This is a genomic window from Xanthomonas sp. NCPPB 3174 (assembly GCF_056725205.1).
On record NZ_CM161517.1, the window covers coordinates 523,182 to 548,558 of the forward strand.

At 69.4% G+C, this 25,377-nt stretch carries 23 protein-coding genes; 15 read left to right on the forward strand and 8 right to left on the reverse strand.

The features are described from left to right. Positions 1–7 precede the first annotated feature (7 nt). Entirely contained in the window at positions 8–889 is an 882-nt protein-coding gene (locus AC1PK7_RS02420) for a cytochrome c oxidase subunit 3 (RefSeq protein ID WP_010341611.1), read from the forward strand. Between the two features lie 256 nt (positions 890–1,145). Here the strand turns inward: AC1PK7_RS02420 and AC1PK7_RS02425 are convergent, their stop codons facing one another. Next, complete coding sequence (locus AC1PK7_RS02425) at positions 1,146–1,364, reverse strand: twin transmembrane helix small protein (RefSeq protein WP_010341612.1); 219 nt, start codon at positions 1,362–1,364, stop codon at positions 1,146–1,148. Positions 1,365–1,394: 30 nt separating this feature from the next. Here AC1PK7_RS02425 and AC1PK7_RS02430 point away from each other — a divergent pair, with 30 nt between their 5' ends. The 5 genes from AC1PK7_RS02430 (at position 1,395) to AC1PK7_RS02450 (ending at position 6,645) form a co-directional block, all read left to right on the forward strand. Further along, the gene (locus AC1PK7_RS02430; protein WP_481099743.1) at positions 1,395–2,153 is read left to right on the forward strand and encodes an SURF1 family protein; all 759 of its coding nucleotides are present in this window, start codon (positions 1,395–1,397) and stop codon (positions 2,151–2,153) included. Positions 2,154–2,180: 27 nt separating this feature from the next. Then, complete coding sequence (locus AC1PK7_RS02435) at positions 2,181–2,756, forward strand: hypothetical protein (protein ID WP_481099744.1); 576 nt, start codon at positions 2,181–2,183, stop codon at positions 2,754–2,756. Between the two features lie 10 nt (positions 2,757–2,766). Next, the gene (locus AC1PK7_RS02440) at positions 2,767–3,930 is read left to right on the forward strand and encodes a COX15/CtaA family protein (protein WP_209032308.1); all 1,164 of its coding nucleotides are present in this window, start codon (positions 2,767–2,769) and stop codon (positions 3,928–3,930) included. Continuing rightward, on the forward strand, positions 3,927–4,820 hold the full coding sequence (gene cyoE / locus AC1PK7_RS02445) for a heme o synthase (RefSeq protein WP_481099745.1): 894 nt from the start codon (positions 3,927–3,929) through the stop codon (positions 4,818–4,820). Before AC1PK7_RS02440 ends, cyoE begins: the two co-directional genes overlap by 4 nt. Positions 4,821–4,908: 88 nt before the next feature. After that, positions 4,909–6,645, forward strand: coding sequence for a methyl-accepting chemotaxis protein (locus AC1PK7_RS02450; RefSeq protein ID WP_481099746.1), 1,737 nt, complete (start codon positions 4,909–4,911; stop codon positions 6,643–6,645). Between the two features lie 196 nt (positions 6,646–6,841). On the opposite strand, the gene AC1PK7_RS02455 is transcribed toward AC1PK7_RS02450, so the two are convergent. Both AC1PK7_RS02455 and AC1PK7_RS02460 read right to left on the reverse strand, forming a co-directional pair. Then, positions 6,842–8,428, reverse strand: a complete 1,587-nt coding sequence (locus tag AC1PK7_RS02455) for a thioredoxin family protein (protein WP_481099747.1) — start codon at positions 8,426–8,428, stop codon at positions 6,842–6,844. Positions 8,429–8,615: 187 nt separating this feature from the next. Next, a complete protein-coding gene (locus AC1PK7_RS02460; RefSeq protein WP_481099748.1) occupies positions 8,616–9,605 on the reverse strand; it encodes a bile acid:sodium symporter family protein in 990 nt (329 codons plus the stop codon). Positions 9,606–9,853: 248 nt separating this feature from the next. Between AC1PK7_RS02460 and AC1PK7_RS02465 the strand changes: the two genes are divergently transcribed. Further along, positions 9,854–11,062, forward strand: coding sequence for a lipase family protein (locus AC1PK7_RS02465; protein ID WP_481099749.1), 1,209 nt, complete (start codon positions 9,854–9,856; stop codon positions 11,060–11,062). Positions 11,063–11,164: 102 nt separating this feature from the next. On the opposite strand, the gene dnaG is transcribed toward AC1PK7_RS02465, so the two are convergent. From dnaG to rpsU, 4 genes are all read right to left on the reverse strand, one after another. Beyond that, the gene (gene dnaG / locus AC1PK7_RS02470; protein ID WP_481099750.1) at positions 11,165–12,907 is read right to left on the reverse strand and encodes a DNA primase; all 1,743 of its coding nucleotides are present in this window, start codon (positions 12,905–12,907) and stop codon (positions 11,165–11,167) included. A gap of 69 nt (positions 12,908–12,976) precedes the next feature. Further along, positions 12,977–13,891, reverse strand: coding sequence for a YihY/virulence factor BrkB family protein (locus AC1PK7_RS02475; RefSeq protein WP_481099751.1), 915 nt, complete (start codon positions 13,889–13,891; stop codon positions 12,977–12,979). Positions 13,892–14,031: 140 nt separating this feature from the next. Beyond that, positions 14,032–14,478: a GatB/YqeY domain-containing protein gene (locus tag AC1PK7_RS02480; protein ID WP_010341627.1), complete on the reverse strand. Its 447-nt coding sequence runs from the start codon at positions 14,476–14,478 to the stop codon at positions 14,032–14,034. 249 nt (positions 14,479–14,727) lie between these two features. Continuing rightward, the gene (gene rpsU / locus AC1PK7_RS02485) at positions 14,728–14,943 is read right to left on the reverse strand and encodes a 30S ribosomal protein S21 (RefSeq protein ID WP_003465342.1); all 216 of its coding nucleotides are present in this window, start codon (positions 14,941–14,943) and stop codon (positions 14,728–14,730) included. Positions 14,944–15,064: 121 nt separating this feature from the next. Here rpsU and tsaD point away from each other — a divergent pair, with 121 nt between their 5' ends. The 7 genes from tsaD to AC1PK7_RS02520 all read left to right on the forward strand — a co-directional run bounded on the left by tsaD (position 15,065) and on the right by AC1PK7_RS02520 (position 24,122). Further along, positions 15,065–16,150, forward strand: coding sequence for a tRNA (adenosine(37)-N6)-threonylcarbamoyltransferase complex transferase subunit TsaD (gene tsaD, locus AC1PK7_RS02490; protein WP_481099752.1), 1,086 nt, complete (start codon positions 15,065–15,067; stop codon positions 16,148–16,150). Positions 16,151–16,239: 89 nt separating this feature from the next. Continuing rightward, on the forward strand, positions 16,240–16,593 hold the full coding sequence (gene folB, locus AC1PK7_RS02495) for a dihydroneopterin aldolase (RefSeq protein ID WP_160945708.1): 354 nt from the start codon (positions 16,240–16,242) through the stop codon (positions 16,591–16,593). Continuing rightward, complete coding sequence (locus AC1PK7_RS02500; RefSeq protein ID WP_481099753.1) at positions 16,590–17,909, forward strand: mechanosensitive ion channel family protein; 1,320 nt, start codon at positions 16,590–16,592, stop codon at positions 17,907–17,909. The genes folB and AC1PK7_RS02500 overlap by 4 nt, the downstream gene beginning before the upstream one ends. Positions 17,910–17,988: 79 nt before the next feature. Then, positions 17,989–19,437, forward strand: a complete 1,449-nt coding sequence (locus AC1PK7_RS02505; RefSeq protein WP_481099754.1) for a circularly permuted type 2 ATP-grasp protein — start codon at positions 17,989–17,991, stop codon at positions 19,435–19,437. After that, positions 19,437–20,378, forward strand: a complete 942-nt coding sequence (locus tag AC1PK7_RS02510) for an alpha-E domain-containing protein (RefSeq protein WP_010341632.1) — start codon at positions 19,437–19,439, stop codon at positions 20,376–20,378. The genes AC1PK7_RS02505 and AC1PK7_RS02510 overlap by 1 nt, the downstream gene beginning before the upstream one ends. 252 nt (positions 20,379–20,630) lie before the next feature. Further along, positions 20,631–22,808, forward strand: a complete 2,178-nt coding sequence (locus AC1PK7_RS02515) for a glycoside hydrolase family 3 N-terminal domain-containing protein (RefSeq protein ID WP_481099755.1) — start codon at positions 20,631–20,633, stop codon at positions 22,806–22,808. Positions 22,809–22,976: 168 nt separating this feature from the next. Next, on the forward strand, positions 22,977–24,122 hold the full coding sequence (locus AC1PK7_RS02520; RefSeq protein ID WP_481099756.1) for a PQQ-dependent sugar dehydrogenase: 1,146 nt from the start codon (positions 22,977–22,979) through the stop codon (positions 24,120–24,122). Positions 24,123–24,341: 219 nt separating this feature from the next. On the opposite strand, the gene AC1PK7_RS02525 is transcribed toward AC1PK7_RS02520, so the two are convergent. Next, the gene (locus AC1PK7_RS02525) at positions 24,342–24,650 is read right to left on the reverse strand and encodes a hypothetical protein (protein ID WP_420008762.1); all 309 of its coding nucleotides are present in this window, start codon (positions 24,648–24,650) and stop codon (positions 24,342–24,344) included. A 169-nt stretch (positions 24,651–24,819) separates the two neighbouring features. On the opposite strand from AC1PK7_RS02525, the gene AC1PK7_RS02530 reads away from it, so the two are divergent. Continuing rightward, entirely contained in the window at positions 24,820–25,323 is a 504-nt protein-coding gene (locus tag AC1PK7_RS02530; RefSeq protein WP_481099757.1) for a CcdC protein domain-containing protein, read from the forward strand. Positions 25,324–25,377: the final 54 nt, after the last annotated feature.

Here is a 25,377-nt window from a genome sequence, read left to right on the forward strand (position 1 = left end):
GCCTGCCATGGCCCAGCCCAGCACCGACGCCACCGCCAATGCCTATTACGTGCCCAGCCAGAGCCGCTGGCCGTTCATCGGCTCGATCGCGATGTTCGTGACCATGATCGGCGTGGCCAGTTGGCTCAACGACGCGTCCTGGGGCAAGTGGACCTTCTTCACCGGCATCGCGATGCTGGTGGCGACGCTGTTCATGTGGTTCGGCGACGTGATCCGCGAGTCGATCGCCGGGCACTACAACCGCCAGGTCGACGTGTCGTTCCGCATGGGCATGGTGTGGTTCATCTTCTCCGAGGTGATGTTCTTCGGCGCCTTCTTCGGTGCGCTGTTCTACACCCGCACCTTCATCCTGCCCTGGCTGGGCGGCGAGGGCGACGGGGTGATGACCAACGCGCTGCTGTGGGACGGCTACTCCGCGGCCTGGCCGACCAACGGCCCGGGCGGCATCGGCGGCCAGTTCCAGACCATCCCGGCCTGGGGCCTGCCGTTGATCAACACGCTGATCCTGCTCAGCTCCGGCGTGACCCTGACCATCGCCCACCACGCGCTCAAGGCCGGCCAGCGCACCCGGCTGATGGTGTTCCAGGCGCTGACCGTGGCGCTGGGCTGCACCTTCCTGTACTTCCAGGCCGAGGAGTACATGCACGCCTACAAGGAGCTCAACCTGACCCTGGGCTCGGGCATCTACGGCTCCACGTTCTTCATGCTCACCGGCTTCCACGGCGCGCATGTGCTGCTGGGCACGATCATGCTGCTGGTGATGCTGCTGCGGATCAGCCGCGGCCACTTCAGCCGCGACAACCACTTCGCTTTCGAAGCGGCGGCGTGGTACTGGCACTTCGTCGACGTGGTGTGGCTGGCGCTGTTCCTGTTCGTCTATGTGCTTTGAGGGCGGGGATTGGGGAGTTGGGATTGGGGATTGGTTGGTTTCCGCGCGTGCCGGCGTCCCTGGCTGCGGTGTGTTGTAGGAGCGGCTTCAGCCGCGATGCGTTACCGGTAAGGCGTCGCGGCTGAAGCCGCTCCTACGGGGAATCCATCTCGTAGGCGCTTTGACTGGATCGCTCACATGCAAAGTGCTCGTGCGGACGGCATGCTGCTGTCGAATCCCGAATCCCGAATCCCGAATCCCGAATCCCGCACCACGCCTACCGCCCGAGCCCGTGGGGCTTGATCACTCCGGTATAGATGCCCAGGATCACCAGCAGGATCAGGCACACCGATAGGCCGATGCGCCAGGTCAACGCGTTCACCGTGCGCTTGCTCTGGCCGCGGTCCACCAACAGGTAGTACAGGCCGGCGCCAAGGTTCCACAGGATGAGCAGCAGGAACGCGACGATCAGCAAGGTCTTCAGCGAGTCGTTCATGGGCGTCTCGGCGCATGGTGTGTCCGCATTATGACCCTCGTCGCTGCCTCGCGCGTGGGCGCGCGCCGACGCATGCCGCTGTGGCTGGGCTGGAGCGTGGCGCTGGCGGTGGCGGTGTGCTTTTGCATGCTCGGCCGTTGGCAACTGCAACGCATGCACGAGAAGCAGGCGCTGTTGGCGCAAGCGGCGCATGTGCGCGATCGTCCGCAGACGCTGGCCGATGCGCTGCGTGCGACACCGCCCGGACAACTGCGCTGGGTGCATGGCGCTGGCCGCTTTCTGCCCGAGCAGATCCTGCTCGACAACCAGCTGCGGCAGGGGCGCAGCGGGGTGAAGGTGTACCAGCCGTTCCTGGCCGACGGCGCGGCGGCGCCGCTGCTGGTGGAACTGGGCTGGCTGCCGCTGCCGGCCGACCGCGCGCTGCCGGAACCGGCACCGTTGCAGGGCCGCTACACCGTGGCCGGCTTGCTCGGGCCGCCACCGTCGCATGGATTGACCCTGGGCCCGGCGCTGGTCGCGGCGCCGTCGCCGCAGCGCTGGCTGGCGATGCGCATCGAGCCGGCGGCGATCGGCGAGGCACTCGGCCGCCGCGACATTTTGTCGCAGGTCCTGCGCCTGGATCCGGCCCTGCCGCTGGGTTATCCGCGCGACCTGGACCTGCTGCCGAACACGCTGCCGCCCGAGCGCCACTTGGGTTATGCGGTGCAGTGGTTCGGCCTGGCGCTGGCGGTGCTGGTCACCGCGGCGCTGCTCAGCTGGCGCGCGCGCAGGGGACGGGGCGGGCGCTGAGCGCGCGCGCATGAGAAAATCCCCGGCATGAATGCTCCCACCCCGGCCCCGCGCCCGGCGGCCGCACGCGGCCGTTGGCCGCTGATCGTGTTGTTCGTCCTGTTCTTCGGCTCGATGCTGGTCGCCGGCGCGTTGCGCTTTTCCGGTTGGCAACCGGCCGCCAGCCGCAACCATGGCGAACTGCTGCAGCCGCCGGCCGATCTGCGTGCGCTGCAGCCGCGGCTGGCCGACGGCCGCGTCTACGCCTGGGAGCCGCAGCGACGGCTGTGGCGCATCGCGCTGGCGCCGCCGGCCGACTGCGGCAGTGCCTGCGACGCCCTGGCGCGCGACCTGGACAAGGTCTGGCAGCTGTTCGGCCACGACGCCGACCACGTGCAGATCCTGTGGATCGGCACGCCGCCGGCCGCCACGCGGGCCTTGCCGGAGGTGCAGGTGCTGCGCCCGGACCCGGCGCTGCTGGCGGCGCTGCCGCGGGTGCGCGATGCGGCCGGCGTACCGGTCTACGTCATCGATCCGAACGGTTTCGTGGTGCTGCGCTATGCCCCCGGGTTCGACCCGGTCGGGCTGCGTGCGGACCTGGCGAAGCTGCTGAAACTCCTGTGAGCCGCTCCCTATGACCCTGTTCGCGCGCCCGGCGCTGTTCCGGCATTTCCACCGCATGGCCTGGCTGGCGGCGCTGTTCACCGCCAGCACCATCATGTTCGGCTCGTTCGTGCGCCTGTCCGATGCCGGCATGAGCTGCCCGGACTGGCCGACCTGCTACGGCCGCATCACCTGGCCGCAGACCAGTGCCGAAGCCGACACCCACGCCGCCAGCAAGATCCGGCCGCTGGAGACGCACAAGGCCTGGCGCGAGCAGATCCACCGCTTCCTGGCCGGCGCGCTGGGCGTGGAGGTGCTGGTGCTGTCGCTGCTGGCGGCGCGGCGCCGCCGCCTCGGCATCGCCCAGATCGTCACGGCGGCGGCGCTGGTGGCGCTGTCGATCCCGTTGTACATGTCCGGCTGGCCGGGGCTGGCGATGCTGCTGGCGGTCGGTGGCGAGGCGATCCTGCTGCTGGCGGCGCTGCGCTGGTCCAACGACGACCTGGCCCGCGCGGCGGTGCTGACCTTGTCGGTGGTGATCTTCCAGGCCCTGCTGGGCATGTGGACGGTGACCCTGCTGCTCAAGCCGATCGTGGTGATGGGGCACCTGCTGGGCGGCCTGCTGATGTTCTCGCTGCTGGTGTGGATGGCCTGGCGCGCCACCCACCTGCCGATCACTCTGGCCGATGCGCCACGCCTGAAATGGCTGCTGCGCCTGGGCGTGGCGGTGCTGGTGCTGCAGATCGCCCTGGGCGGCTGGGTCAGCGCCAACTACGCGGCGCTGGCCTGCGGCGGCGGCAGCTGGTCGGCCGACAACTTTCCGCGCTGCGTCAGCCAGTGGTGGCCGCCGCACGATTTCCGCGAGGGCTTCACCCTGTGGCGCGGTATCGGCGTGGATTACGAAGGCGGCGTGCTCGACGGCGCGGCGCGGATCGCCATCCAGATGGCGCACCGGATGATGGCGATGGTGGTGGCGGCCTACCTGCTGTGGCTGAGCTGGCGCCTGAGCCGCACGCCGGGCATGCGCGGCTGGGCCGCGGCGCTGGCGCTGCTGCTGGTCGCGCAGGTGTGCCTGGGCATCCTCAACGTCAAGCTGGCGCTGCCCTTGCCGGTGGCGGTGCTGCACAACGCCGGCGCGGTGGCGCTGCTGTTCGTGCTGGTGTCGTTGCTGGCGCGCTTGCGGGCGCCGCAATGAGCGCGCGCGGCGTCCACTGGCGCGACTACTGGGACCTGACCAAGCCCAAGGTGGTGGCGTTGATCGTGTTCACCGCCCTGGTCGGCATGTGCCTGGCGATCCCGGGGCTGCCGACCTGGGCGCAGGTGCGCACCGGCCTGCTCGGCTTTTTCGGCATCTGGCTGGCGGCCTCGGCGGCGGCGGCGATCAACCAGTTGCTGGACGCGCGCATCGACGCGCAGATGGCACGCACCTCCTGGCGCCCGCTGGTGGTGGGCAAGGTGCTGCCGTGGCAGGTGCTGCTGTTCGCGGCGCTGCTGACCGCGCTGTCGATGACCGTGCTGGTGGTGTGGGTCAACTGGATCACCGCGGTGCTGACCTTCGCCTCGTTGATCGGCTATGCGGTGATCTACACGGTGTTCCTCAAGCGCACCACGCCGCAGAACATCGTCATCGGCGGCCTGGCCGGTGCGGCGCCGCCGCTGCTGGGCTGGGCCGCGATCACCGGCATGCAGGGGCAGTGGGACTGGGCCTATGCCTCGCTGCTGGTGCTGATCATCTTCGTGTGGACGCCGCCGCATTTCTGGGCGCTGGCGATCTTCCGCCGCGCCGACTACGCCAAGGCCTCGATCCCGATGCTGCCGGTCACCCACGGCGTGGCGCATACCCGCCGGCAGATCCTGGTGTACACGGTGCTGCTGGTGGTGGTCACGCTGCTGCCGGTGGCGGTGGGCATGAGCGGGGTGTTCTACCTCGGCGGCACCCTGGTGCTGGACGCGGTGTTCCTCTGGTACGCCTGGCGCATGCTCGACCCGCCCGACGAGATGTTCTCGATGCGCATGTTCGGCTACTCCATCGTGTACCTGATGGCGCTGTTCGCGTTCCTGCTGATCGATCACTGGGTTGCCTGAATAGTTCGTTCATATTTCCGCTCAAGTGTTGCCGGCTGCGGTCGTTACCGAGCGAACGACCAAAATCGGCAAAGCCGCGGAGACATTCATGTGGGGCAAGAGTAAGCAAGACGCGGCGAAGCTGCAGGCACTGACCGAGCGCCTGCGTGAGGCCGAGGCCGAGCGCGACCGCGCGCGTGCGCAGGCCGACAGCGCCCTCGCCAATCTGGACGAGATGCGCGTCCGTTTCGACCTGGTCACCAAGGCAACCACCGACGGCCTGTGGGAGATGAGCGTGATCGCCGGCGATCCGATCAACCCCGCCAATGAATTCTGGTGGTCCTCGCAGTTCCGCGCGATGCTGGGCTTCTCCTCCGAGCTGGACTTCCCCAACGTGCTCGACAGCTGGGCCTCGCGCCTGCACCCGGAGGACAAGCAGGCCACGCTGGACGCGTTCGCCGCGCACCTGGGCGACCGCAGCGGCCAGACCCCGTACGACGTGGACTACCGCCTGCAACTGAAGAACGGCCAGTACCGCTGGTTCCGCGCGATCGGCACCACGCAGCGCGATGCCCAGGGCACCCCCTTGCGCGTGGCCGGCGCACTCACCGACATCACCGAGCGGCGCGAACGCGAGGCGTTCCTGGACATCGTGCTGACGCGCTTCGAGCTGGGCCAGGACATGCTCAACGACGGCCTGTGGGACATGAGCGTGATCGCCGGCGACCCGATCAATCCGTCCAACGAGTTCTGGTGGTCGCCGCAGTTCCGCTCGCTGCTGGGCTTCGGCTCCGAGGCCGAATTCCCCAACGTGCTCGACAGCTGGTCCTCGCGCCTGCACCCGGAGGACGCGCAGTTCGCGCTCAACGCATTCGCCGCGCACCTCAACGACCGTACCGGCCGCACCGGCTTCGACATCGAATACCGCCTGAAGTTGAAGAACGGCGAGTACCGCTGGTTTCGCGCGCGCGGCCTGACCAAGCGCGCCGCCGACGGCACCCCGCTGCGCGCGGTCGGCGCCCTGCTGGACATTCATGCCGCGCGCCAGCTCGGCGAGGCCGCGCACACGCTGCAGACCGCGGCGGCGGAAATGGTCGACGACAACAGCGACCTGGCCCGGCGTACCGAGCAGCAGGCCGCGGCGCTGGAAGAGGCGGCCAGCTCGATGGAAGAGATCACCGGCACCGTGCAGCGCAACGTCGAGCACGTCGGCCACGCCAACCGCCTGGTGGACGGCGCCAGCGACGTCGCCCAGCGCGGTGGCGAGGTGGTGCGCGACGTGGTGCAGACCATGGCCGGCATCGAGAGCGCGTCGCGCAAGATCGCCGACATCATCAGCGTGATCGACGGCATCGCCTTCCAGACCAACATCCTGGCGCTGAACGCGGCGGTGGAAGCCGCGCGTGCCGGCGAGCAGGGCCGTGGTTTCGCGGTGGTCGCCACCGAAGTGCGCAGCCTGGCCCAGCGTTGCGCCGACGCGGCCAAGGAAGTGCGTGGCCTGATCGCCGGTTCCAGCGAGCAGGTCGATCGCGGCTCGGCGCTGGTCGCGCGCGCCGGCGCCACCATGGAAGAACTGCTCGGCTCGGTGCGCGAAGTGCAGCGCATCATGACCGACATCGCCGGCGCCAGCCGGGAGCAGAGCGCCGGCATCGGCCAGGTCAACCAGATCGTGGTGCAGATGGACACCGCCACGCAGCAGAACGCGGCGCTGGTCGAAAAGATGGCCGAGGCCGCGCGCGCGCTGGAAGGGCAGGCGCAGGGCCTGAACGCGCATACCGGTAGCGGCCGCCGCCCCGGCAGCCAGGGCGCCGGTCAGGCAGCGACGCCGGTCCGCGTGGCGGCCTGATCGGAAACGGTCGAGCGCACGGCGCGCCATGGTGCGCCGCTGCGCGAGGCCTGCCTACGGTTCATCGTTCGGCGTGGTGGCAATCGCGCCGCGGCGACGCGGCGCACCGGATCTGCAGAGAATGGCGACCGTGCAACGCGCCGGAGGCCGCCGCCAGCGCGTTGCACGGTCGCCGTGCGTGACGCGCCTCTCGCCCTCACCCCAGCCAATGCTGGCAGCCGTCGCCCTGCTGGCTGCCGCAGCTTTGCTGCATCTTGTGCTGCAGCCGCGCGAGCACCGCGCGGCCGTCATGACCCTTGCTCCAGGTCTGCAAGGTCTTGGCCAGAGTGTCGAAGCGCTGCCGGGTGCGCTGGTGATAGCCGTCGGGCTGGCCGGCCAATTCCCCAATCACTTGTCCGGCGGCCGCCTCGATCGCGGCCGCATTGTCCGGCTGCAGCCGGACCAGGCCGTCGACGTAAAGCACGCCCCACTGCACGCGGGTGGCGGGGCCTTGCGCGCTCTCGTAGGCCTTCTTCAGCCAGAACAGCGCGGTCTGCTTGTCGCCGCGCGCCTCCGCCAGGCTGGCCAGTTCCGGCATGTAGTAATACGGGGTCTTGCTGCGCTGAAGCTCGGCCAGCAGCAGTTGTTCGGCGCCGGCGCTGTCGCCGGCCTCGTCGAGCAGGCCGGCGGCGGTGCTGATGGTGGACTGGCGTTCGTAGTCGGTCTTGGCGGCCTGCTCGGCCCATTGCACGCGCTGCTGCACCTTGGCGACCACCGCGGGCGACAGCGGCGGATGCGGGCCATCGCCGGCCTCGGCCGGCTGGCCTTGCGCCAACCGCGCCAGGGCGATGTCCGCGGCGGCGGTGTCCAGGCGATCGCTGATCGGCAGGCTGCTGTCGGCGTAGACCTGGTCCAGCGCATGGGTCAGCGCGCTCGACAGCGCAGTGCGCTCGGCGGCGTCGCTGGCCGCGGCCTGCACCAGCTCGCGCGCCGCATAGGTCAGCGTGCTGCGATTGGCGCGCACCTCGGCCGGATCGGCCAGCACCGCCTGCAGCAGGGCGCGATCGGCGGCGCGGTGCCTGGCGTCCACGGCGGCAGCCTTGGCCGGATCCTGCGCCGCCAGCGCCTGCAGCGCGAAACGGCGCTGCAATGCCGGCTGCGGCGCGGCGGCGGCCAGCCGCGTGAGCACGTCGGCCGCCTCACCCGGCTTGACCAATTGCGCCGCATCCACGGCCCAGCCGTATTCGCCGAGCAGGGTCCAGTCGTCGGCGCCGAGCGTGGCCGGCGCCGTCAGCGCCTGCTGCAGCAATTGCGCCGAGGTGGTGGTGCGGGTCGCGGCCACGCGCAGGGCCTCGGCCAGGCGCACGGTATCGCTGTCGCCGGCCAGGCGGGTGATCTCGGTGCGGTCCGGGCGCAGCACGATGATGGTCGGATAGCCCTTGATGCCGAAGCGTTCGCCCCAGGCCTGGGCGCCCTCCGAATCCCCGTCCAGGTGCACCGCGACGAAGGCGCGGGTGCGGGCGATGAAGGCCGGGTCCTTGAACAGCGTGGCCTTGAGCCGATTGCACGGTGGGCACCACGCGGCGCCCCAGTACAGCAGCACCGGCTTGTCGTGTTCGCGCGCTTCGGCGAAGGCATCGTCGACGTCGCCCTCGCGCCAGGCGATGCCGGCGCTGTCGGCGGCGGGCGCCGGTGTGGCGGCCTTGGGCGCGGCGGGCGCGGGCGGTTTCTGGCAGGCGCCCAGCGCCAGCAGCGTGGCCAGGCTGGCGGAGATCGTCGCGGAACGGCGGAACATGCGGCTCATGGGGGCACCGGGTGGGGAGGGAGGCACGGCGCCGGCCGTGCCGGCCGTCTACTGTACGCAGCCCCTGCCGCGCTTGCACATGCCGCCTGCGCATCTGCATATGCCGTGGCGGCGTCGCGCGGAACGCCGCTCGTCCTGCGGTCGCGCCGGCATGGCCGCCGCATCGGTTGCCTCCGCGTGGTGTTCGCTACTGCTGCGCGTCCCCCTTTGCGGCACGCGCGTAGCGTTGCGCGATCACCGCGCAGACGATCAGCTGGATCTGGTGGTAGATCATCACCGGCAGCACGATCGCACCGAGGCTGCCGCTGGCGAACAGCACCTTGGCCATCGGCACGCCGGTGGCCAGGCTCTTCTTGGAGCCGCAGAACACGATCGGGATCTCGTCCTCGCGGGAGAAGCCCAGGCGCCGCGCGCCGAAGGTGATCAGCGTCATCGCCAGCGCCAGCAGCACCACGCCGACCGCGGCGACGCCGAGCAGCGCCGGCAGCGGCGTCTTGCGCCACAGGCCTTCGACCACGGCCGCACTGAAGGCGGTGTACACCACCAGCAGGATGGTGCTCTGGTCGGTGTAGCGCAGCACCGCGCGGCGGCGTTCGACCCAACCGCCGATCCAGCGCTGCAGCAGGTGGCCGGCGACGAACGGCACCAGCAGTTGCAGCATGATCTTGCCCATCGCTTCCAGCGGATTGGACATGGCGCTCTGCGCGCCGCCCAGCAGGCCCATCAGCATCGGCGTCAGGAACACCCCGAGCAGGCTCGACAGCGAGGCGCTGCACACTGCCGCCGGCACGTTGCCGCCGGCCATCGAGGTGAAGGCGATCGACGACTGCACCGTGGACGGCAGCGTGCACAGGAACAGCACGCCGATGTACAGGTCCGGGGTCAGCAGCCAGTGCGACAGCGGCTTGAACAGCAGGCCCAGCAGCGGGAACAGGATGAAGGTAGCGGCGAAGATGGTCAGGTGCAGGCGCCAGTGCAGCGCGCCGGCGACGATGGCCGCACGCGACAGCCGCGCGCCATGCAGGAAGAACAGCGCGGCGATCGCCAGGTCGGTGACCACGTCCATCACCGACGCCGCGCGCCCCTGCACCGGCAGCAGCGAGGCCAGCAGCACCGTGCACAGCAGCGCCAGGGTGAACGGTTCGATGCGCAGGCGCGCGAGCCAGGACTTGAGCATGGAGAAAAGTCGAGCGGGGGAGTCGTGCATTCTAGAAAGCATGGCGCCCGCGCGCGAATCCGGACGCACGACGTAGACAACTCGCAGACATGTTGCGCTGCCGGCCGTTTCGGTCAAATGCGCGTACCGGCCGCTTGCTAGATTGCGGCCACCCGGTCGATGGGGAGCGCGCCGGGCACGCAGGCGCGTCGTGCACGCGTTTGCGCTTCCCGCTCCTCCAGGCATTGCCACGGACTAGGAGCTTGCACATGTCGTACGACCAGTACCAGACCGTTTTTGCGCTTTCGAGCCTGGCCAATTGGGTCAGCCGCCGGCATGGCGTCGCCTCGGCGATACAGGCCGACTATCAACGTGTGTTGCATGCAACGCTCGGTTCGGAGCCGGCAAAAACGGCGATCGGTACCTGGGACGTGGTATGGGGACCGCAAATCTGGCAAGCGAAGGAGTCGGTGCGCTCGGATAACGCGATGTTCGTCGCCAAGTCGAGCGACGTGAATGGCATTGCCGGCGATGTGTATGTGGTGGCGATCTGCGCGACCAATCCGTCTTCGCCCTACGATTGGTTAGTGGAGGATTTCGACGTCGCTTCCACGGTCGAATTCGCGAAGTACGACCCGTTGGCGTCGTCTCGACCCGTTGCGGCGGGCAAGCTGATTCTGCCGAAGACACCGGTCATTTCCATGGGGACCGCCCTGGGTGTCTGGCACCTGCTCAATATGGTGAGTCCCGCCTCGGCGGCCGCACCCGGCACCACGCTCGACGGGTTCCTGAAAACCGTGGAGCAAAGCGGCGCGACAGTGGTCTTCACCGGGCATAGCCTGGGCGGCGCGTTGTCGCCGACCATGGCGACCTGGTTCAAGAGCAGAGGCCTGCTCGCTGGTTGCAAGGATGTGTACTGCTATGCCACCGCTGGCGCCACGCCGGGAAATGCGGCGTTCGCGGAAGTGTGCGCGCAGATGCTGCCGCCGCCGGCCATCGGCGAGAAGCCGTATCAGGCATGGAATCACGACATGTGGAATACGCTCGACGTGGTGCCGCATGCCTGGGTACCGGAGATGCTGGGCGAGATCCCTCACATCTACGACAACGGAACGATCCCCGGCGTGGAGGCGTTCGTCTTCCTGGCCCGGATCAACGCGCTGGCGTCGGGCATCACCTACAGCCAGATCGCGAATCAATCCTTGCAAGGGACACGCAGCGGCTCCCCGCCGACCGATACATTCGCGTTTCTCAAGCAGATGGCAATCCAGCACGGAACCGCATACCAAACGCTGATCGCCGATTGGCTGACGCCGGTCGTGCCGTTGGGTTACGCGCTGCGCAGTGCGGAGATCGATACCGATGCGTTGTTGCAGGTGCAGGCGACCCGTCTGGACGAGGCTGCTGCGGGCATACGCGCGCTACAGGCAAAGGATCGTGCGGCGTTCACCGCGTCCACCGCTGCTGCGGGCGGCTGATTGTCTTGATCGACGGCTGACTGCAGGGACGATGTCTGGCATCGCGCCGGCCACGCACGTTGCGTGGCTGGCGCCGATGCCTGAAGCATTGGCGCATCGCAGCTAATGCAGCCCCGCACGCGCCTTCAACAGCTCCCGCAGCTCGTACTTGTCGGTCTCGTCCAGGCCTTGCGCGCGCTGCTTGGCCTGCAGTTCGTCCAGGCGCTGCTGCAGTGTCTGCTTTTCCAGCTGCACGACCACGTCGTGCAGTTCCTGGCGCCAGCTGGCGGTCTCGCCGGCGATCTCCTGCACCGCTAGCTTCTGCAGCGCGGCCAGTTCCTCGCGTTCGTGGAAGTGTTCGAGCAGGGCGCCGGTGGTGATTTCCGGGCGCGCATGCACGATCTGCAGCAGTTCGATCATCAGTTCGATGCCCGGCAGGCGCAGGCCGGCGAACGGGTAGGGCGGCGGCAGGTCCAGTGCGAGCGACGGCGCCTGCAGCAGGCGCACGATCGCCTCGCGCACCAGGCTGCGCTTGTGCGCCGGGCGCGGCGTGCGCGGCGCTGGCCGGCTCGCCGCCGCCGTGGCGGCCGCCGGTGCGGCGGCGCCGATGCCGGTGAGTTCGGCCAGGCGCTGACGCATCAGGTCGCCGAAGGCGCCGTCGGGAATCTGCGCCAGCATCGGCCGTGCGCGTTCGGCCAGGCGCGCCTTGCCGTCGAGCGTGCCGAGGTTGATCTCGCGCGAGAGTTCGTCGAAGAAGAACTGCGACAGCGGCGTGGCCTGGACCAGCCGCGCGTCGAAGGCCGCGGCGCCTTCCTTGCGCACGATGGTGTCCGGGTCCTCGCCGTCGGGCAGGAACAGGAAGAACGCCTGGCGTCCGTCCTTCATGCGCGGCAGCACCGATTCCAGCGCCTTCCAGCCGGCGCGGCGCCCGGCGGCGTCGCCGTCGAAGCAGAAGAACACGTCCGGCGCGTTGCGGAACAGCAGTTCGGCGTGGTCCGGCGTGGTCGCGGTGCCCAGCGTCGCCACCGCCTGGGTGACGCCAAACTGGAACAGCGAGACCACGTCCATGTAGCCCTCGACCACGATCAGCCGTTCGATCTTCTGGTTGGCCTGGCGCACCTGCCACAGGCCGTACAGTTCGCGGCCCTTGTGGAACAGCGCGGTCTCCGGCGAGTTCAGGTACTTGGGGCCGTCGTCCTTGTCGAGCACGCGGCCGCCGAAGGCGATGACCCGGCCGCGGCGGTCGAAGATCGGGAACATCACCCGGTCGCGGAACTTGTCGTAGACGTGGCCGCGGTCGTTCTTGGAGAACAGCCCGGCGCGGTCGAGCAGCTTGAGCCGGCGTTCGTCGGTGCCCAATGCGTCCTTCAGCGCGCTGTAGCCGTCCGGGGCGTAGCCGATCTGGAAGCGCGCGCGGTTTTCGGCGTCCACGCCGCGGCCGTCCAGGTAGGCGCGCGCCTTGTCGCTGCCGTCGAACTGGCGCTGGAAGAACTTGGCCGCCGCTTCCAGTGCCGAGTACAGGTCGCGGTGGTCGTCGCCGGCGGCCTGCGCGGCGCCACGCTGCTGGGCGTCGCGCGGGATGTCCATGCCGGCGCGCTTGGCCAGCTCGTCGACCGCGTCGAGGAATTCGAGGCGGTCGTAGTTCATCAGGAAGCTGATCGCGGTGCCGTGCGCGCCGCAGCCGAAGCAGTGGTAGAACTGCTTGGTCGGCGACACCGTGAACGAGGCCGACCGTTCGTCGTGGAACGGGCAGCGCGCCGCGTACTCCTTGCCCTGGCGCTTCAGCGGCACGCGCGTGCCGATCACCTCGACGATGTCGGTGCGGGCGAGCAGGTCGTCGATGAATGCGTCGGGGATGCGGGCCATCCGCATAGGATGCCACGCGCGTGCGCCGTCACGCTGGGCGCGCTGCCTGCGTGGCGCAGCGCCGTGCGGTCAGGGCGAGGGCGGTGCCTGTGCGGCGCTGCGCGGGTCGATCCCGGCGGCGACGAGCTTGCTGTGCGAGCGCAGGCGCTCGTCGATCACCGCGGTGATTAGCGCGCCGACGAAGAACACCACGGTGGCGTAGTAGATCCACACCAGCAGGATCACCAGCGCGCCCATCGAGCCATAGGCGCTGCCCGGCGCGGCGGTGGCGATGTACAGGCCGATCGCATAGCGCCCGGCCACGAACAGGCAGGCAGTGATCGCGCCGCCGATGATCGCCTGGCGCCATTCCACCCGGCGGTCGGGCAGGTAGTGGTAGAGCACCGCGAAGGCCAGCACGTAGATCGCCAGGGTCGAGATATAGCCGACCGCCGGCAGCAGCGACGGCATCCGCGCGAACACCACCTGCAGCACGGTGGTCAGGATCATTGAGATCAGCAGCAGGAAGCCCAGCCCCAGCACCACGCCGAAGGAGAACACGCGCTTCTTCAGCCACGCCATGAGGCCGTCCAGGCGCTGCTTGTCGGTGCGGAAGATCAGGTTCAGCGCGTTCTGCAACTGCGCGAACACGGCGGTGGCGCCGACGAACAGCAGCAGGGTGCTCCACAGGCCGGCCAGCGAGCCGATGTTGGGCTGGTTCTTGGCGTTGTCGATCACCGTCTGCGCGACCTCGCGCGCGCCGTGCCCGGCCAGTTGCCCGATCTGTGCGATCAGCGCCTCCTGCGCCTGCGGATACAGCGAGGCGGTGAGCCACAGCAGCAGCACCAGCAGCGGCGCCAGCGACAGCAGCGCATAGAACGACAGCGAGGCCGCCTGGGTCATCACGTCGATCTCGACGAAGCGCCGCACCAGTGCGGCCGGCAGGCTCTGCTGCAGGCGGTCGAGGTGTTTGTGCAGGCGATCGGACGACAGGGGCAGGGACATGGGCGCGGGACCTTCGGCGCGCGGCGTCGCAACGCCGGTCCCGCACTGCGCGCTGAAGGAGGCGCGGGCTTGCCGGGCGTTGTAGCAGCCCGGCGTCGAAAGGCGGGTGAAGCCCGCCGCCCGCCAATCCTTCGGTAACGTCAGCCGGCCAGCTGCTGCTTGACCAGCACCGAGACCTGGCCCATGTCGGCCTTGCCGGCCAGCATCGGCTTGAGCACGGCCATCAGCTTGCCCATGTCGGCCGGGCTGGCGGCGCCGGTCTGCGCCTTCGCCGCCTGGATCGCGGCGACGATCTCGGCCTCGCCCATCTTGCTCGGCAGGTAGCGCTCGATCACCACGATCTCCTCGCGCTCCACCTGGGCCAGGTCGTCGCGGCCGGCGGCCTGGTACTGGCTCACCGAGTCCTTGCGCTGCTTGACCATCTTGTCCATCACCGCGATCACCGCGGCGTCGTCCATCTCCACGCGCTCGTCCACTTCCTTCTGCTTGATGGCGGCGTTGATCAGCCGGATCACGCCCAGGCTGTGCTTGTCGCCGGACTTCATCGCGGCCTTCATGTCGTCGGTGAGCTGCTGCTTGAGGGTCATGAGGGGCTCCACAGGGAAGAGAAAAGGGGAAAAGGCATTCTAGGCAAGCGCGCCGGCGCAGGCCGTGTGGCCGAGGCGGCGCGCGGGCGCCGAGGGAACAGGGGCGGGGCCGATGCCTGGCGCGGGGCGGATCGCCTGGCCAAAGCGGCAGATGCACAAAAAGCCGGCGACGCTTGCGCGTGCCGGCTTCGTGGGCTTACCGTAGCGGATGCCGAAACCGGCACATCCCGCTACCGCAGGCCGCGATCCTCAGTACAGACGCTGGCGCTTGGTGACGTCGCGCGAGGTGCGACGCAACTGGCGCTTCACCGCGGCAGCGGCCTTGCGCTTGCGTTCCTGGGTCGGCTTTTCGTAGAACTCGCGCTTGCGGGTTTCGGCCAGCACGCCGGCCTTTTCGCAGGTGCGCTTGAAGCGACGGAGCGCAAACTCGAAGGGCTCGTTCTCGCGGACTTTAACGCTGGGCATGGAATCTCCGGGACACAATGGTGACCGGGTCAGGCCCGGCGAGCCGCACATTATAGCGACAGATTTCGCGGCTGCAAGCGCCGCGTTTGGCCTGCCGCCGATTCGGCCGCACAATGCACCCATGAACGTTCTCGGCATCGAATCCAGTTGCGACGAAACCGGCGTCGCCGTCTACGACACCACCCGTTCCGGCGCGGCCGCGCTGCGTGCGCATGCGCTCTATAGCCAGATCGCCCTGCACGCCGAGTACGGCGGGGTGGTGCCGGAGCTGGCCAGCCGCGACCACGTGCGCAAGCTGCTGCCGCTGATCCGCCAGACCCTGGCCGAGGCCGGCCTGCGGGTGCGCGACCTGGACGGGGTGGCCTACACCGCCGGTCCGGGCCTGGTCGGCGCGCTGCTGGTCGGTGCCGGCGTGGCCCGCGCCCTGGCCTGGGCGCTGGAGGTGCCGGCGATCGGCGTGCACCACATGGAAGGCCACCTGCTGGCGCCGCTGATGGAGGACCCGGACCCGGTGCACGGCGCGCCGGCGCCGCCGTTCGTGGCGCTGCTGGTCTCCGGCGGCCACACCCAGCTGATCGCGGTGGAGGCCATCGGCCGCTACCGCCTGCTCGGCGAGACCCTGGACGACGCCGCCGGCGAGGCCTTCGACAAGACCGCCAAGCTGATGGGGCTGCCGTATCCGGGTGGCCCGCAACTGGCGGCGCTCGCCACGCAGGGCACCTCGGGCCGGTTCCGCTTCGCCCGGCCGATGACCGACCGGCCCGGCCTGGACTTCAGCTTTTCCGGACTCAAGACCCAGGTGCTGCTGGCCTGGCGCGACAGCGACCAGTCCGAGACGGTGCGCGCCGACATCGCCCGCGGTTTCGAGGATGCGGTGGTGGACACGCTGGCGATCAAGTGCGAACGCGCGCTGGAGGCAGCCGGCAGCGACACCATCGTGGTTGCCGGCGGCGTCGGCGCCAACCTGCGCCTGCGCGCCAAGCTGCAGGCGATGGCGCAGGCCCGCGGCGGCCGCGCCTGCTTCCCGCGCCCGGCGCTGTGCACCGACAACGGCGCGATGATCGCCTTCGCTGGCGCCCTGCGCCTGCAGGCCGGCCTGCACGATGCCGCGTCCGCGGTGCAGGTGACGCCGCGTTGGGACATGGCGACGTTGCCGCCGCTTGCGGCGGCAACGCGGGATTCGGGAGTCGGGATTGGGGATTCGTAAAGCGGCTCCGCTGCTGCCTCTGCTTTTGCTTTGCTTTTGCCTTTCGCTCTTACCATTCCCGAATCCCCATTCCCGAATACCGGCTCCTCATGGATAAAGTCTTCATCGAAGGTCTAGAGATCGACGCGCTGATCGGCATCTACGATTGGGAGCGGCGGATCCGGCAGACGCTGCGCTTCGATCTGGAAATGGGCTTCGACAACCGCAAGCCCGCGGCCAGCGACGACATCGCCGATACGCTCAACTACAAGGCGGTGAGCAAGCGCCTGGTGGAGTTGGTCGAGCAGTCCGGCTATGGGCTGGTGGAGACGCTGGCCGAGCGCTGCGCGGAAGCGGTGCTGCAAGAATTCGACGTGCGCTGGTTGCGGCTGAAGCTGAGCAAGCCGGGCGCGGTGCGCGGGGCGCAGGCGGTGGGGGTCATCATCGAGCGCAGCCGCGCATGAGCACGCAGGCATCGCTGCCGTTCGCCAGCGCCGCGCCGGCGGCGGTGCCCGGCGCGCGTTTCTTCGCCGACCTGCAGCACACCCTGGCGCCGTATCCCTGGGCCTACGACGCGATGGTGATCGTGGCGCTGCTGCTGGCGGCGTGGCTGGCCAACTGGGTGACCAAGCGCATTCTGCTGCGCGGGCTGCGGCGGGTGCTGCGCGCCACCGTGCTCAGCGACAAGGAAGTGAAGCTGAGCGTGATCCCGCGCCTGGCCAACGTGATCCCGGCACTGGTGCTGTCGCTGGGCATCGGCGCGGTGCCGCACCTGCCGGCGGCGATGGTCAGCGTGGTGCGCAACGTCTGCGCCGCCTTCATCGTGCTGACCGTGGCGCTGGCCCTGTCGCGGGTGCTGGACCTGCTCAACCACGTCTACGAACGGCGCCCGGACGCGCACAACAAGCCCATCAAGGGCTACATGCAACTGCTCAAGATCGTGCTCGGCGTGGTCGCGGCGGTGCTGATGGTGTCGGTGCTGGTCGACAAGTCGCCGGTGATCCTGCTGTCGGGCGTGGGCGCGATGATGGCGGTGCTGATCCTGGTGTTCCAGGACACCCTGCTGTCGCTGGTGGCCAGCGTCACCATCAGTTCCAACGACATGGTCCGCGTCGGCGACTGGATCGAGATGCCGCAGCAGAACGCCGACGGCGACGTGATCGACATCGCGCTGCATACGGTCAAGGTCCAGAACTGGGACAAGACCATCACCACTATCCCGACCAAGAAGCTGATCAGCGACTCGTTCAAGAACTGGCGCGGGATGAGCGAGGCTGGCGGGCGCCGGATCAAGCGCGCGCTGTACCTGGACCAGCACAGCGTGCGCTTCCTCGACGATGCCGAGATCGAGCAGATGCGGCAGTTGACCGTGCTGCGCGAGTACATCGACCGCAAGCGCGACGAGATCGGCGCGTGGAACGGGGCGCTGGCCGAGCGTGGGGTGGCGCCGATCAACGGCCGCCGGATCACCAACCTCGGCACCTTCCGCGCCTACGTCGAACATTACCTGCGCGCCAGCCCGCACGTGCGCCAGGACATGACCCTGCTGGTGCGGCAACTGGAGCCGGGCGCCAACGGCCTGCCGCTGGAGCTGTACTGCTTCGCCAACGACACCCGCTGGGCGATGTACGAGCAGATCCAGGCGGACCTGTTCGACCATCTGCTGGCGATCCTGCCCAATTTCGACCTGCGCGTGTTCCAGGCGTCCAGCGACGCGATGTTCATGGACAGCGCGCGCATCCGCCGCGCTCCGGACGCCGTCCCGCCGCCGGCGGCTTGACGGCCGTCACGACTGCGGGCATGTTGCGGGACAACATGCCGGCGCGTTTCGCCGCCGGCCCACAGCAACAAGGGGCGCGATGGACTGGAGCAAGTACCGCACGGCCACCTTCGACGAGCTGATCCAGTCCGACGGGCAGCCACGTCCGGCCGCGCGCCGGGTCATCGAGTACCTGTCCAGCCTCAGTGGACGCGAATTGTCCGAACGCCAGCTCGCCGCCGATGTCGCCGCGCGGGTCATGGGCATCACCTTCACCGTCTACTCCGACGGCCGCAACGTCGACCGCACCCTGCCGTTCGACCTGATCCCGCGGGTGATCCCGCTGCACGAATGGCAGCGCACCGAGGCCGGGCTGAAGCAGCGCATGCGCGCGCTCAACCTGTTCATCGGCGACATCTACGGCGCCCAGCGCATCATCAAGGACAAGGTGTTCCCGGCGATGCTGCTGGAGCACTCGGTGAACTTCCGCCCGCAGTGCGTGGGCATCACCCCGGCACTGGGGGTGTGGGCGCACGTATGCGGCTCGGACCTGGTGCGCGACGCCGACGGCACCCTGTACGCGCTGGAGGACAACCTGCGTATTCCCAGCGGCGTGTCGTACATGCTCGAGAACCGCATGGTCGCCAAGCGGGTGTTTCCGGAACTGTTCGAGACCAGCGCGATCCTGCCGGTGGACGATTACCCGGCGCAGCTCTACGACACCCTGGCGGCGCTGTCGCCGCGCCCGGGCGACCAGCCGGTGATCGCGTTGCTGACCCCGGGCATCTTCAACAGCGCCTACTTCGAACACGCCTACCTGGCGCAGGCGATGGGCATCGAGCTGGTCGAGGGCGACGACCTGTTCGTGGCCGACGACGACTGCACCTACATGCGCACCGTGTACGGGCCGCGCCGGGTCGACGTGATCTACCGCCGGGTCGACGACCTGTTCCTGGATCCGGAGGCGTTCCGCGCCGATTCGGTGCTGGGCGTGGCCGGGCTGATCCGCAGCTGGCGCGCCGGCAAGGTGGCGCTGGCCAATGCGCCGGGCGCCGGCGTGGCCGACGACAAGGTGGTGTTCGCCTACGTGCCGAAGATGATCCGCTACTACCTGGACGAGGAGCCGATCCTGCCCAACGTGCCCAGCTACCTGTGCCACGACGACAAGGACCGCCAGTACGTGCTCGAACACCTGGACGAACTGGTGGTGAAGCCGGCCAACGAGTCCGGCGGCTACGGCATGCTGATCGGCCCGCGCTCGACCACGCGCCAGCGCGAGCAGTTCCGCAAACTGATCCTGGCCGACCCGCGCAACTACATGGCGCAGCCGACCCTGGGCCTGTCCACCGCGCCGATCGTGACCGAGGCCGGGCCGGCGCCGCGGCACCTGGACCTTCGCCCGTTCATCCTCTCCCGCGAGGACGTGTACGTGACCACCGGCGGGCTGACCCGGGTGGCGATGGAGGAGGGCTCGCTGGTGGTCAATTCCTCGCAGGGCGGCGGCGCCAAGGACACCTGGGTGGTGGACCTGGACGAGGAGCCGGACTGATGCTCTCGCGCGTCGCCGACAACCTCTACTGGTTCAGCCGCTACGTGCGCCGCGCCGAGACCACCGCGCGGCTGGTGGGGGTGGGCAGCCTGCTGCAGCTGGACCTGCCGCGCTCGGTGCGCTTCGCCTGGCGGCCGATGATCGACACGGTCGGCGCCGGCGAGATCTTCGCGCTGTGGTTCCCCAATGCCGGCGACGACGTCGGCGATGCCGACGTGGTGCGCTTCCTGCTGCTGGACGAGCGCAATCCGTCCTCGCTGCGCAGCTCGGTGCGCTACGCCCGCGAACTGCTGCGCAGCATCCGCGACACCCTGCCGCAGGAAATCTGGGAAGCGGTCAACGACCTGCACCTGCACATCGACGCCAACGGCGAGCGCAGCGTCGGCCGCCGCTACCGCATGGAGTTCCTGTCCCACGTCACCGACGCCTGCCTGAAGGTGTCCGGGCTGCTGACCGCCAACGTCAGCCGCGACATCGGCTTCCAGTTCCTGCGCCTGGGCACGGCGATCGAGCAGGCCGACATGACCACGCGCATCATCGATGCCGGCGCCTCGGGCCTGATCACCCCGCGCCAGGCCGACGACCGCGAGGCCTACCAGGCCATGCAATGGATGAGCGTGCTGCGCGCGCAGGCCGCCTACCAGATGTACCGGCGCCACGTGCGGCAGCGCGTCACCGGCGAGCAGGCGCTGCGCTTCCTGCTGCAGAACAACGACTTCCCGCGCAGCGTGCAGTTCTGCCTGGTCCGCGCCCAGCACATCCTGCCGACCATGCCGCCGCGGCCGCCGGTGGAGCGCGCGCTGATGCGCATCAGCGGGCTGGTGCGCAATGCCGACCCGGCCTACCTGGCCGCGCACAACCCGGCCGGGTTCATGGACGAGATCCAGACCCACCTCGGCCACCTGCACAACGCCATCGCCGAGGCCTACTTCAGCTCCTGAGCCGCCGCGGGCGCCGCCGTGCCGGTGGCCGGCGGCTGCGACGCGGCCCTTGCGAGGCGGGGCATCTCGGCCGTGCCATCACGTCGCTCCCCCATGCGGCATCCGTCCGCAGGCGTATGGTGCGCGGCGGCCGGGCCGGACCCGGTCGGTAGACAGTTTTATGAATAGGCGATTCCGGCGCCGGAACTTGCCCCATCGACTGGCCGCAGAGCTAGAATTGGCGGCTATGTAAACGTTTTCTCAAAGGACCCCATGGCTTCGGATCGTATCGAATCGCTCATCGCCCGCATGACCGTCGAGGAGAAGGTCGGCCAGCTCGGCGTCTTCGCCGACATGGTGCGCCCGTTCGCCCCCGACGTGAATCCGGAAGCCAACGTCCGCAATGCCGACGAGGTGCTGCAGCAGGTGCGCGCCGGCCGGGTCGGCTCGCTGTTCAACGGCGTCGGTGCGGAGCTGGGGCGGCGCATCCAGCAGGTGGCGCTGGAGGAGAGCCGGCTGGGGATCCCGGTGATCCTGGCCGCGGACGTGATCCACGGCATGCGCACGGTGTTCCCGATCCCGCTGGGCGAGGCCGCCAGCTTCGAGCCGGAGTTGGCCGAGCGCACCGCGCGCGCCACCGCGGTCGAGGCCACCGCTGCCGGCATCCATTGGACCTACGCGCCGGCGGTGGACATCGCCCGCGACCAGCGCTGGGGCCGCGGGGCCGAGGGCGCCGGCGAGGACGTGGTGCTGGGCTGCGCCTTCGCCGCCGCACGCGTGCGCGGCTTCCACGGGCCGGATCTGCGCGCCGACGACGCACTGCTGGCCACGCCCAAGCACTTCGCCGCCTATGGCGCGGTCGCCGCCGGCATGGAGTACGCCAGCGTCGACATCGCCCCGCAGACCCTGCGCGACGTGCATCTGCCGCCGTTCCAGGCCGCCTTCGGCGCCGGCGCGCTGAGCGTGATGACCTCCTTCAACGACATCAATGGCGTGCCGGCCAGCGCCAACCACGAACTGCTGACCGAGATCCTGCGCGGCGAGTGGAAATTCCCCGGCGTGGTGATCTCCGACTACACCGCCGACATGGAGCTGATCGCGCACGGCTATGCCGCCGACGAGCGCGACGCGACCAAGAAGGCGTTCCTGGCCGGCATGGACATGAGCATGCAGAGCGGCTTCTACGCCGCGCACCTGCCGTCGCTGGTGGAGGACGGCGAAGTGCCGATGGCGCTGCTGGATGCGTCGGTGCGCCGCGTGCTGGAACTGAAGGAAGCGATCGGCCTGCTCGACGATCCGTACCGCTCGCTGGACCCGGCGCGCGAGGCCGACCCGTCGCACATCGCCGCGCACGATGCACTGGCGCGCGACGCGGCGCGGCGCTCGATCGTGCTGCTGAAGAACGACGGCCCGGTGCTGCCGCTGCGCAAGCAGGGCCAGAAGATCGCGCTGATCGGTCCGTTCGTGCAGGACCGCGACAACATCGAGGGCTGCTGGACCCTGTTCGGCGACAAGAGCCGCTACGTGACCCTGGAAGCCGGCGTGCGCGCCGCGCTGGCCGACGCGCAGGCGCTGACCGTGGTGCCGGGCTGCGCGCTGGAAGCGCCGTTGGACGGCGGCATCGAGGCCGCGGTGGCCGCTGCGCGCGCCGCCGACGTGGTGGTGCTGGCGCTGGGCGAGCCGCAGCGCTACAGCGGCGAGGCGCAGTCGCGCACCCAGATCGTGCTGCCGCCGGCGCAGCAGGCGCTGGCCGAGGCGGTGGCCGCCACCGGCACGCCGCTGGTGGTGCTGCTGCGCAACGGCCGCGCGCTGGCGCTGCAGGGCGCGGTGCGCGATGCCGCGGCGATCGCGGTGACCTGGTACCTGGGCACGCAGACCGGCCCGGCGGTGGCCGACGTGCTGTTCGGCGACTACAACCCGTCCGCGCGCCTGCCGGTGAGCTTCCCGCTCGATGCCGGGCAGCAGCCGTACTTCTACAATCACCCGCGCACCGGCCGGCCGGAACTGCCGACGATGAGCGAGTTCAAGTCGCGCTGGCGCGAGGTGCCGAATGCGCCGCTGTATCCGTTCGGCCATGGCCTCGGCTATACGCAGTTCGCCTACGGCGTGCCGCAGCTCGACCGCACCCAGGTCGGCTGGGACGACACCCTGACCGTGACCACGCGCATCGACAACGTCGGCGAGCGCGAGGGCGAGGAAGTGGTGCAGCTGTACATCCACGACCGCGTCGCCAGCCGGGTGCGCCCGGTGCGCGAGCTGAAGGCGTTCCGCAAGGTGCGGCTGGCCGCGGGCGAAGGCATGGAGGTCAGCTTCACCCTCGATCGCCACGCGCTGGCCTTCACCGGCCGCGACGGGCAGTGTGTGGCCGAGCCGGGCCTGTTCGACCTGTGGGTGTGCGCGTCCTCGGCCAGTGGCGAGCCGGTCGCATTCGAGTTGTTGCCGCAGGGTTGATGACGGGCGTGGCGGCGTGGTCGCCGCGCCGACGTTCTTGAATACGCGACGTGTCTACCGGACCCGTCGCGGTGACGTGACCGCGGCCACGCCCTGGCCGCGGCATGCTTGCCGTGTACGCGGGGTCTGCTAGGTTCGGGATTCGACCCCAACCGATAGGTGCACGTCATGCAACGGACTCCCCTGGGTTTGGCTTGCGCGCTGGCCATGGGCCTGGCGATCGCTGCGGCGCAGGCCGCACCCGCCGACACGGCGGCCGAGCGGCGCGGCGACTGGCCGTTCTCGGCGACGCCGGTCGCCACCTTCAACGAACCGTGGGCGATGAGCTTCCTGCCCGATGGCACCGCGCTGGTCAGCGAGAAGGGTGGCACGTTGAAGCGCATCGATCCGGTCAGCGGCCACACCGGTGCGGTCACCGGTATCCCGACGGTGGCCTACGGCGGCCAGGGCGGTCTCGGCGACGTGCTGCCGCATCCGGGCTTCGCCAAGAACGGTTGGGTCTACCTGAGCTACGCCGAACCCGGCAGCGGCGACACCCGCGGCGCGGCGGTGATGCGCGCCAAGCTGACCCTGGACGCCAGCGGCGGCGGCACCCTGTCGCAGCAGCAGGTGATCTGGCGGCAGCAGCCCAAGGTGTCCGGCAACGGCCACTTCGGCCACCGCCTGGCGTTCGGCCCGGACGGCAAGCTGTGGATCAGTTCCAGCGAGCGGCAGAAGTTCGATCCGGCGCAGGACATGAGCGGCAACCTGGGCAAGATCGTGCGTCTCAACGACGACGGCAGCGTCCCGGCCGACAATCCGTTCGCCAACCGCGGCGGCGTCGCCGCGCAGGTCTGGTCGCTGGGCCATCGCAACGTGCTCGGCCTGGCCTTCGACGCCAATGGCCGATTGTGGGAGCACGAGATGGGCCCGGCCGGCGGCGACGAATTGAACCTGATCCAGCGCGGCGCCAATTACGGCTACCCGATCGTGTCCAATGGCGACCATTACGATGGGCGCCCGATTCCCGATCACAGCACGCGCCCGGAATTCGCCGCGCCCAAGGTGAGTTGGACGCCGGTGATCTCGCCGGCCGGCTTCGTCATCTACAACGGCAGCCGCTTCCCGCAGTGGCGCGGCAACGGCTTCATCGGCGGCCTGTCTTCGCAGTCGCTGGTGCGGATCGAGTTCAATGGCGAGACCGCACGCGAGGCGGCGCGCTACGACATGGGCAAGCGCATCCGCGAGGTGGAGCAGGGGCCGGATGGTGCGCTGTGGCTGTTGGAGGATGGCGCCGGTGGGCGCTTGCTGAAGTTGCAGCCGCTGGAGAGCTGAAGAACGCGCTTGGCAGCGGCGATGGGGTCGCTGCCGGGTGCGCGGTGTGGGTCGCACGCTGGGCGATGCCGGGCTTTCGTCTGAGTTGGCCTGCGTGGAAATGCCAGGAACCAAGGCCACACTGCCCTTGTAGGAGCGGCTTCAGCCGCGACGGGCTTTACCGAGAAGCCCCGTCGCGGCTGAAGCCGCTCCTACAACACTGGAACGTGGCGCGTCGCCTCAGTCGCCGTTGCCGGCACGCTCCCAGGCGCGGCGCACCGCGTGGCGGGCCTTGCTCCAGCTCAGCGTCTGCGAGCCCTTGTTGTTGTCCCAGTCGCGATGCAGCTCCGCTTCCACCTGCTCGTAGGCGCGGTTGAAATCGCGGATGCGCGCCTCGTGGCCGGCGTGGTAGGCGGGTTCGTAGTCTTCGAAGCGCTCACCTTCGCTGTAATAGGGTTCGTCGGCGAAACGGTCGCGCCAGTACTGCGAGACGCTGTTGCGGTCCTCGTCGTTGGGCGCACGGCCGGGAATCTGATACGGAACGCTCATGATGGTTCTCCGTGGCGATGAATGCGCTTCACGCTAGCCACGGCTGCGTTAAACCTGCCCCTGCGCGGCGTGATCGCGCTATGAAACATTCATGCCTTTTGGCAGGCTGCGTCGGCGCTCAGGGTGGCTTACGATCCGCCGCTACGCCCCCTCTCTTCCGGCAAACCCCATGGCCGCCAACGGCATCGCCTTGTTGACCCCGTACCTGGCCACGGCCGGTGTGGGCTGGCTGTACTACCGACGCATCCGCCGCTATTTCGGCCGCCAGCCCTGGCAGTCGCGGCGCACCGGCGTGCGGCTGGGGTTCCTGCTGCTGGTCGCGGTCCTGCTGACCTGGCTGGCCGTCCAGTTGCCCGCCGTGCGCCTGGGCATGGCGCTGGGGGCCGTGGGCGGCGCCGCGCTGGGCGCCTTCGCCCTGCACCACACCCGCATCGAACTGCAGGACGGCGCGCGCTGGTACACGCCCAACCCCTGGATCGGCGCCGCGCTGAGCGTGCTGTTGCTCGGGCGCCTGGCCTGGCGCTGGGCCAGTGGGGCGTTCGCCGGCGGCAGTGCCGAGACCTTGCAGAACGCCAGTCCGCTGACCATGAGCATCGCCGCGGCGCTGATCGCCTACGGGCTGGTGTATGCCGCCGGGCTGCTCGTACGCATGCGGGCGCTGACGCCGGCCTGATTGCGGGCGTGTGGGTGACGGTCCTTCGGTGGCCTCGCAGTCTGTGCAGACCGT

Bases quoted from the DNA above. Each gene is read 5' to 3' on its own strand.
- AC1PK7_RS02435 (WP_481099744.1), top strand. From the start codon at position 2,181: ATGAATGCTCCCACCCCGGCCCCGCGCCCGGCGGCCGCACGCGGCCGT.
- tsaD (WP_481099752.1), top strand. From the start codon at position 15,065: ATGAACGTTCTCGGCATCGAATCCAGTTGCGACGAAACCGGCGTCGCC.
- AC1PK7_RS02465 (WP_481099749.1), top strand. From the start codon at position 9,854: ATGTCGTACGACCAGTACCAGACCGTTTTTGCGCTTTCGAGCCTGGCC.
- AC1PK7_RS02430 (WP_481099743.1), top strand. From the start codon at position 1,395: ATGACCCTCGTCGCTGCCTCGCGCGTGGGCGCGCGCCGACGCATGCCG.
- AC1PK7_RS02505 (WP_481099754.1), top strand. From the start codon at position 17,989: ATGGACTGGAGCAAGTACCGCACGGCCACCTTCGACGAGCTGATCCAG.
- AC1PK7_RS02420 (WP_010341611.1), top strand. From the start codon at position 8: ATGGCCCAGCCCAGCACCGACGCCACCGCCAATGCCTATTACGTGCCC.
- AC1PK7_RS02525 (WP_420008762.1), bottom strand. From the start codon at position 24,650: ATGAGCGTTCCGTATCAGATTCCCGGCCGTGCGCCCAACGACGAGGAC.
- AC1PK7_RS02480 (WP_010341627.1), bottom strand. From the start codon at position 14,478: ATGACCCTCAAGCAGCAGCTCACCGACGACATGAAGGCCGCGATGAAG.
- AC1PK7_RS02520 (WP_481099756.1), top strand. From the start codon at position 22,977: ATGCAACGGACTCCCCTGGGTTTGGCTTGCGCGCTGGCCATGGGCCTG.
- AC1PK7_RS02460 (WP_481099748.1), bottom strand. From the start codon at position 9,605: ATGCTCAAGTCCTGGCTCGCGCGCCTGCGCATCGAACCGTTCACCCTG.
- AC1PK7_RS02455 (WP_481099747.1), bottom strand. From the start codon at position 8,428: ATGAGCCGCATGTTCCGCCGTTCCGCGACGATCTCCGCCAGCCTGGCC.
- AC1PK7_RS02425 (WP_010341612.1), bottom strand. From the start codon at position 1,364: ATGAACGACTCGCTGAAGACCTTGCTGATCGTCGCGTTCCTGCTGCTC.
- AC1PK7_RS02510 (WP_010341632.1), top strand. From the start codon at position 19,437: ATGCTCTCGCGCGTCGCCGACAACCTCTACTGGTTCAGCCGCTACGTG.
- AC1PK7_RS02500 (WP_481099753.1), top strand. From the start codon at position 16,590: ATGAGCACGCAGGCATCGCTGCCGTTCGCCAGCGCCGCGCCGGCGGCG.
- rpsU (WP_003465342.1), bottom strand. From the start codon at position 14,943: ATGCCCAGCGTTAAAGTCCGCGAGAACGAGCCCTTCGAGTTTGCGCTC.
- AC1PK7_RS02530 (WP_481099757.1), top strand. From the start codon at position 24,820: ATGGCCGCCAACGGCATCGCCTTGTTGACCCCGTACCTGGCCACGGCC.
- folB (WP_160945708.1), top strand. From the start codon at position 16,240: ATGGATAAAGTCTTCATCGAAGGTCTAGAGATCGACGCGCTGATCGGC.
- dnaG (WP_481099750.1), bottom strand. From the start codon at position 12,907: ATGGCCCGCATCCCCGACGCATTCATCGACGACCTGCTCGCCCGCACC.
- AC1PK7_RS02515 (WP_481099755.1), top strand. From the start codon at position 20,631: ATGGCTTCGGATCGTATCGAATCGCTCATCGCCCGCATGACCGTCGAG.
- cyoE (WP_481099745.1), top strand. From the start codon at position 3,927: ATGAGCGCGCGCGGCGTCCACTGGCGCGACTACTGGGACCTGACCAAG.
- AC1PK7_RS02440 (WP_209032308.1), top strand. From the start codon at position 2,767: ATGACCCTGTTCGCGCGCCCGGCGCTGTTCCGGCATTTCCACCGCATG.
- AC1PK7_RS02475 (WP_481099751.1), bottom strand. From the start codon at position 13,891: ATGTCCCTGCCCCTGTCGTCCGATCGCCTGCACAAACACCTCGACCGC.
- AC1PK7_RS02450 (WP_481099746.1), top strand. From the start codon at position 4,909: ATGTGGGGCAAGAGTAAGCAAGACGCGGCGAAGCTGCAGGCACTGACC.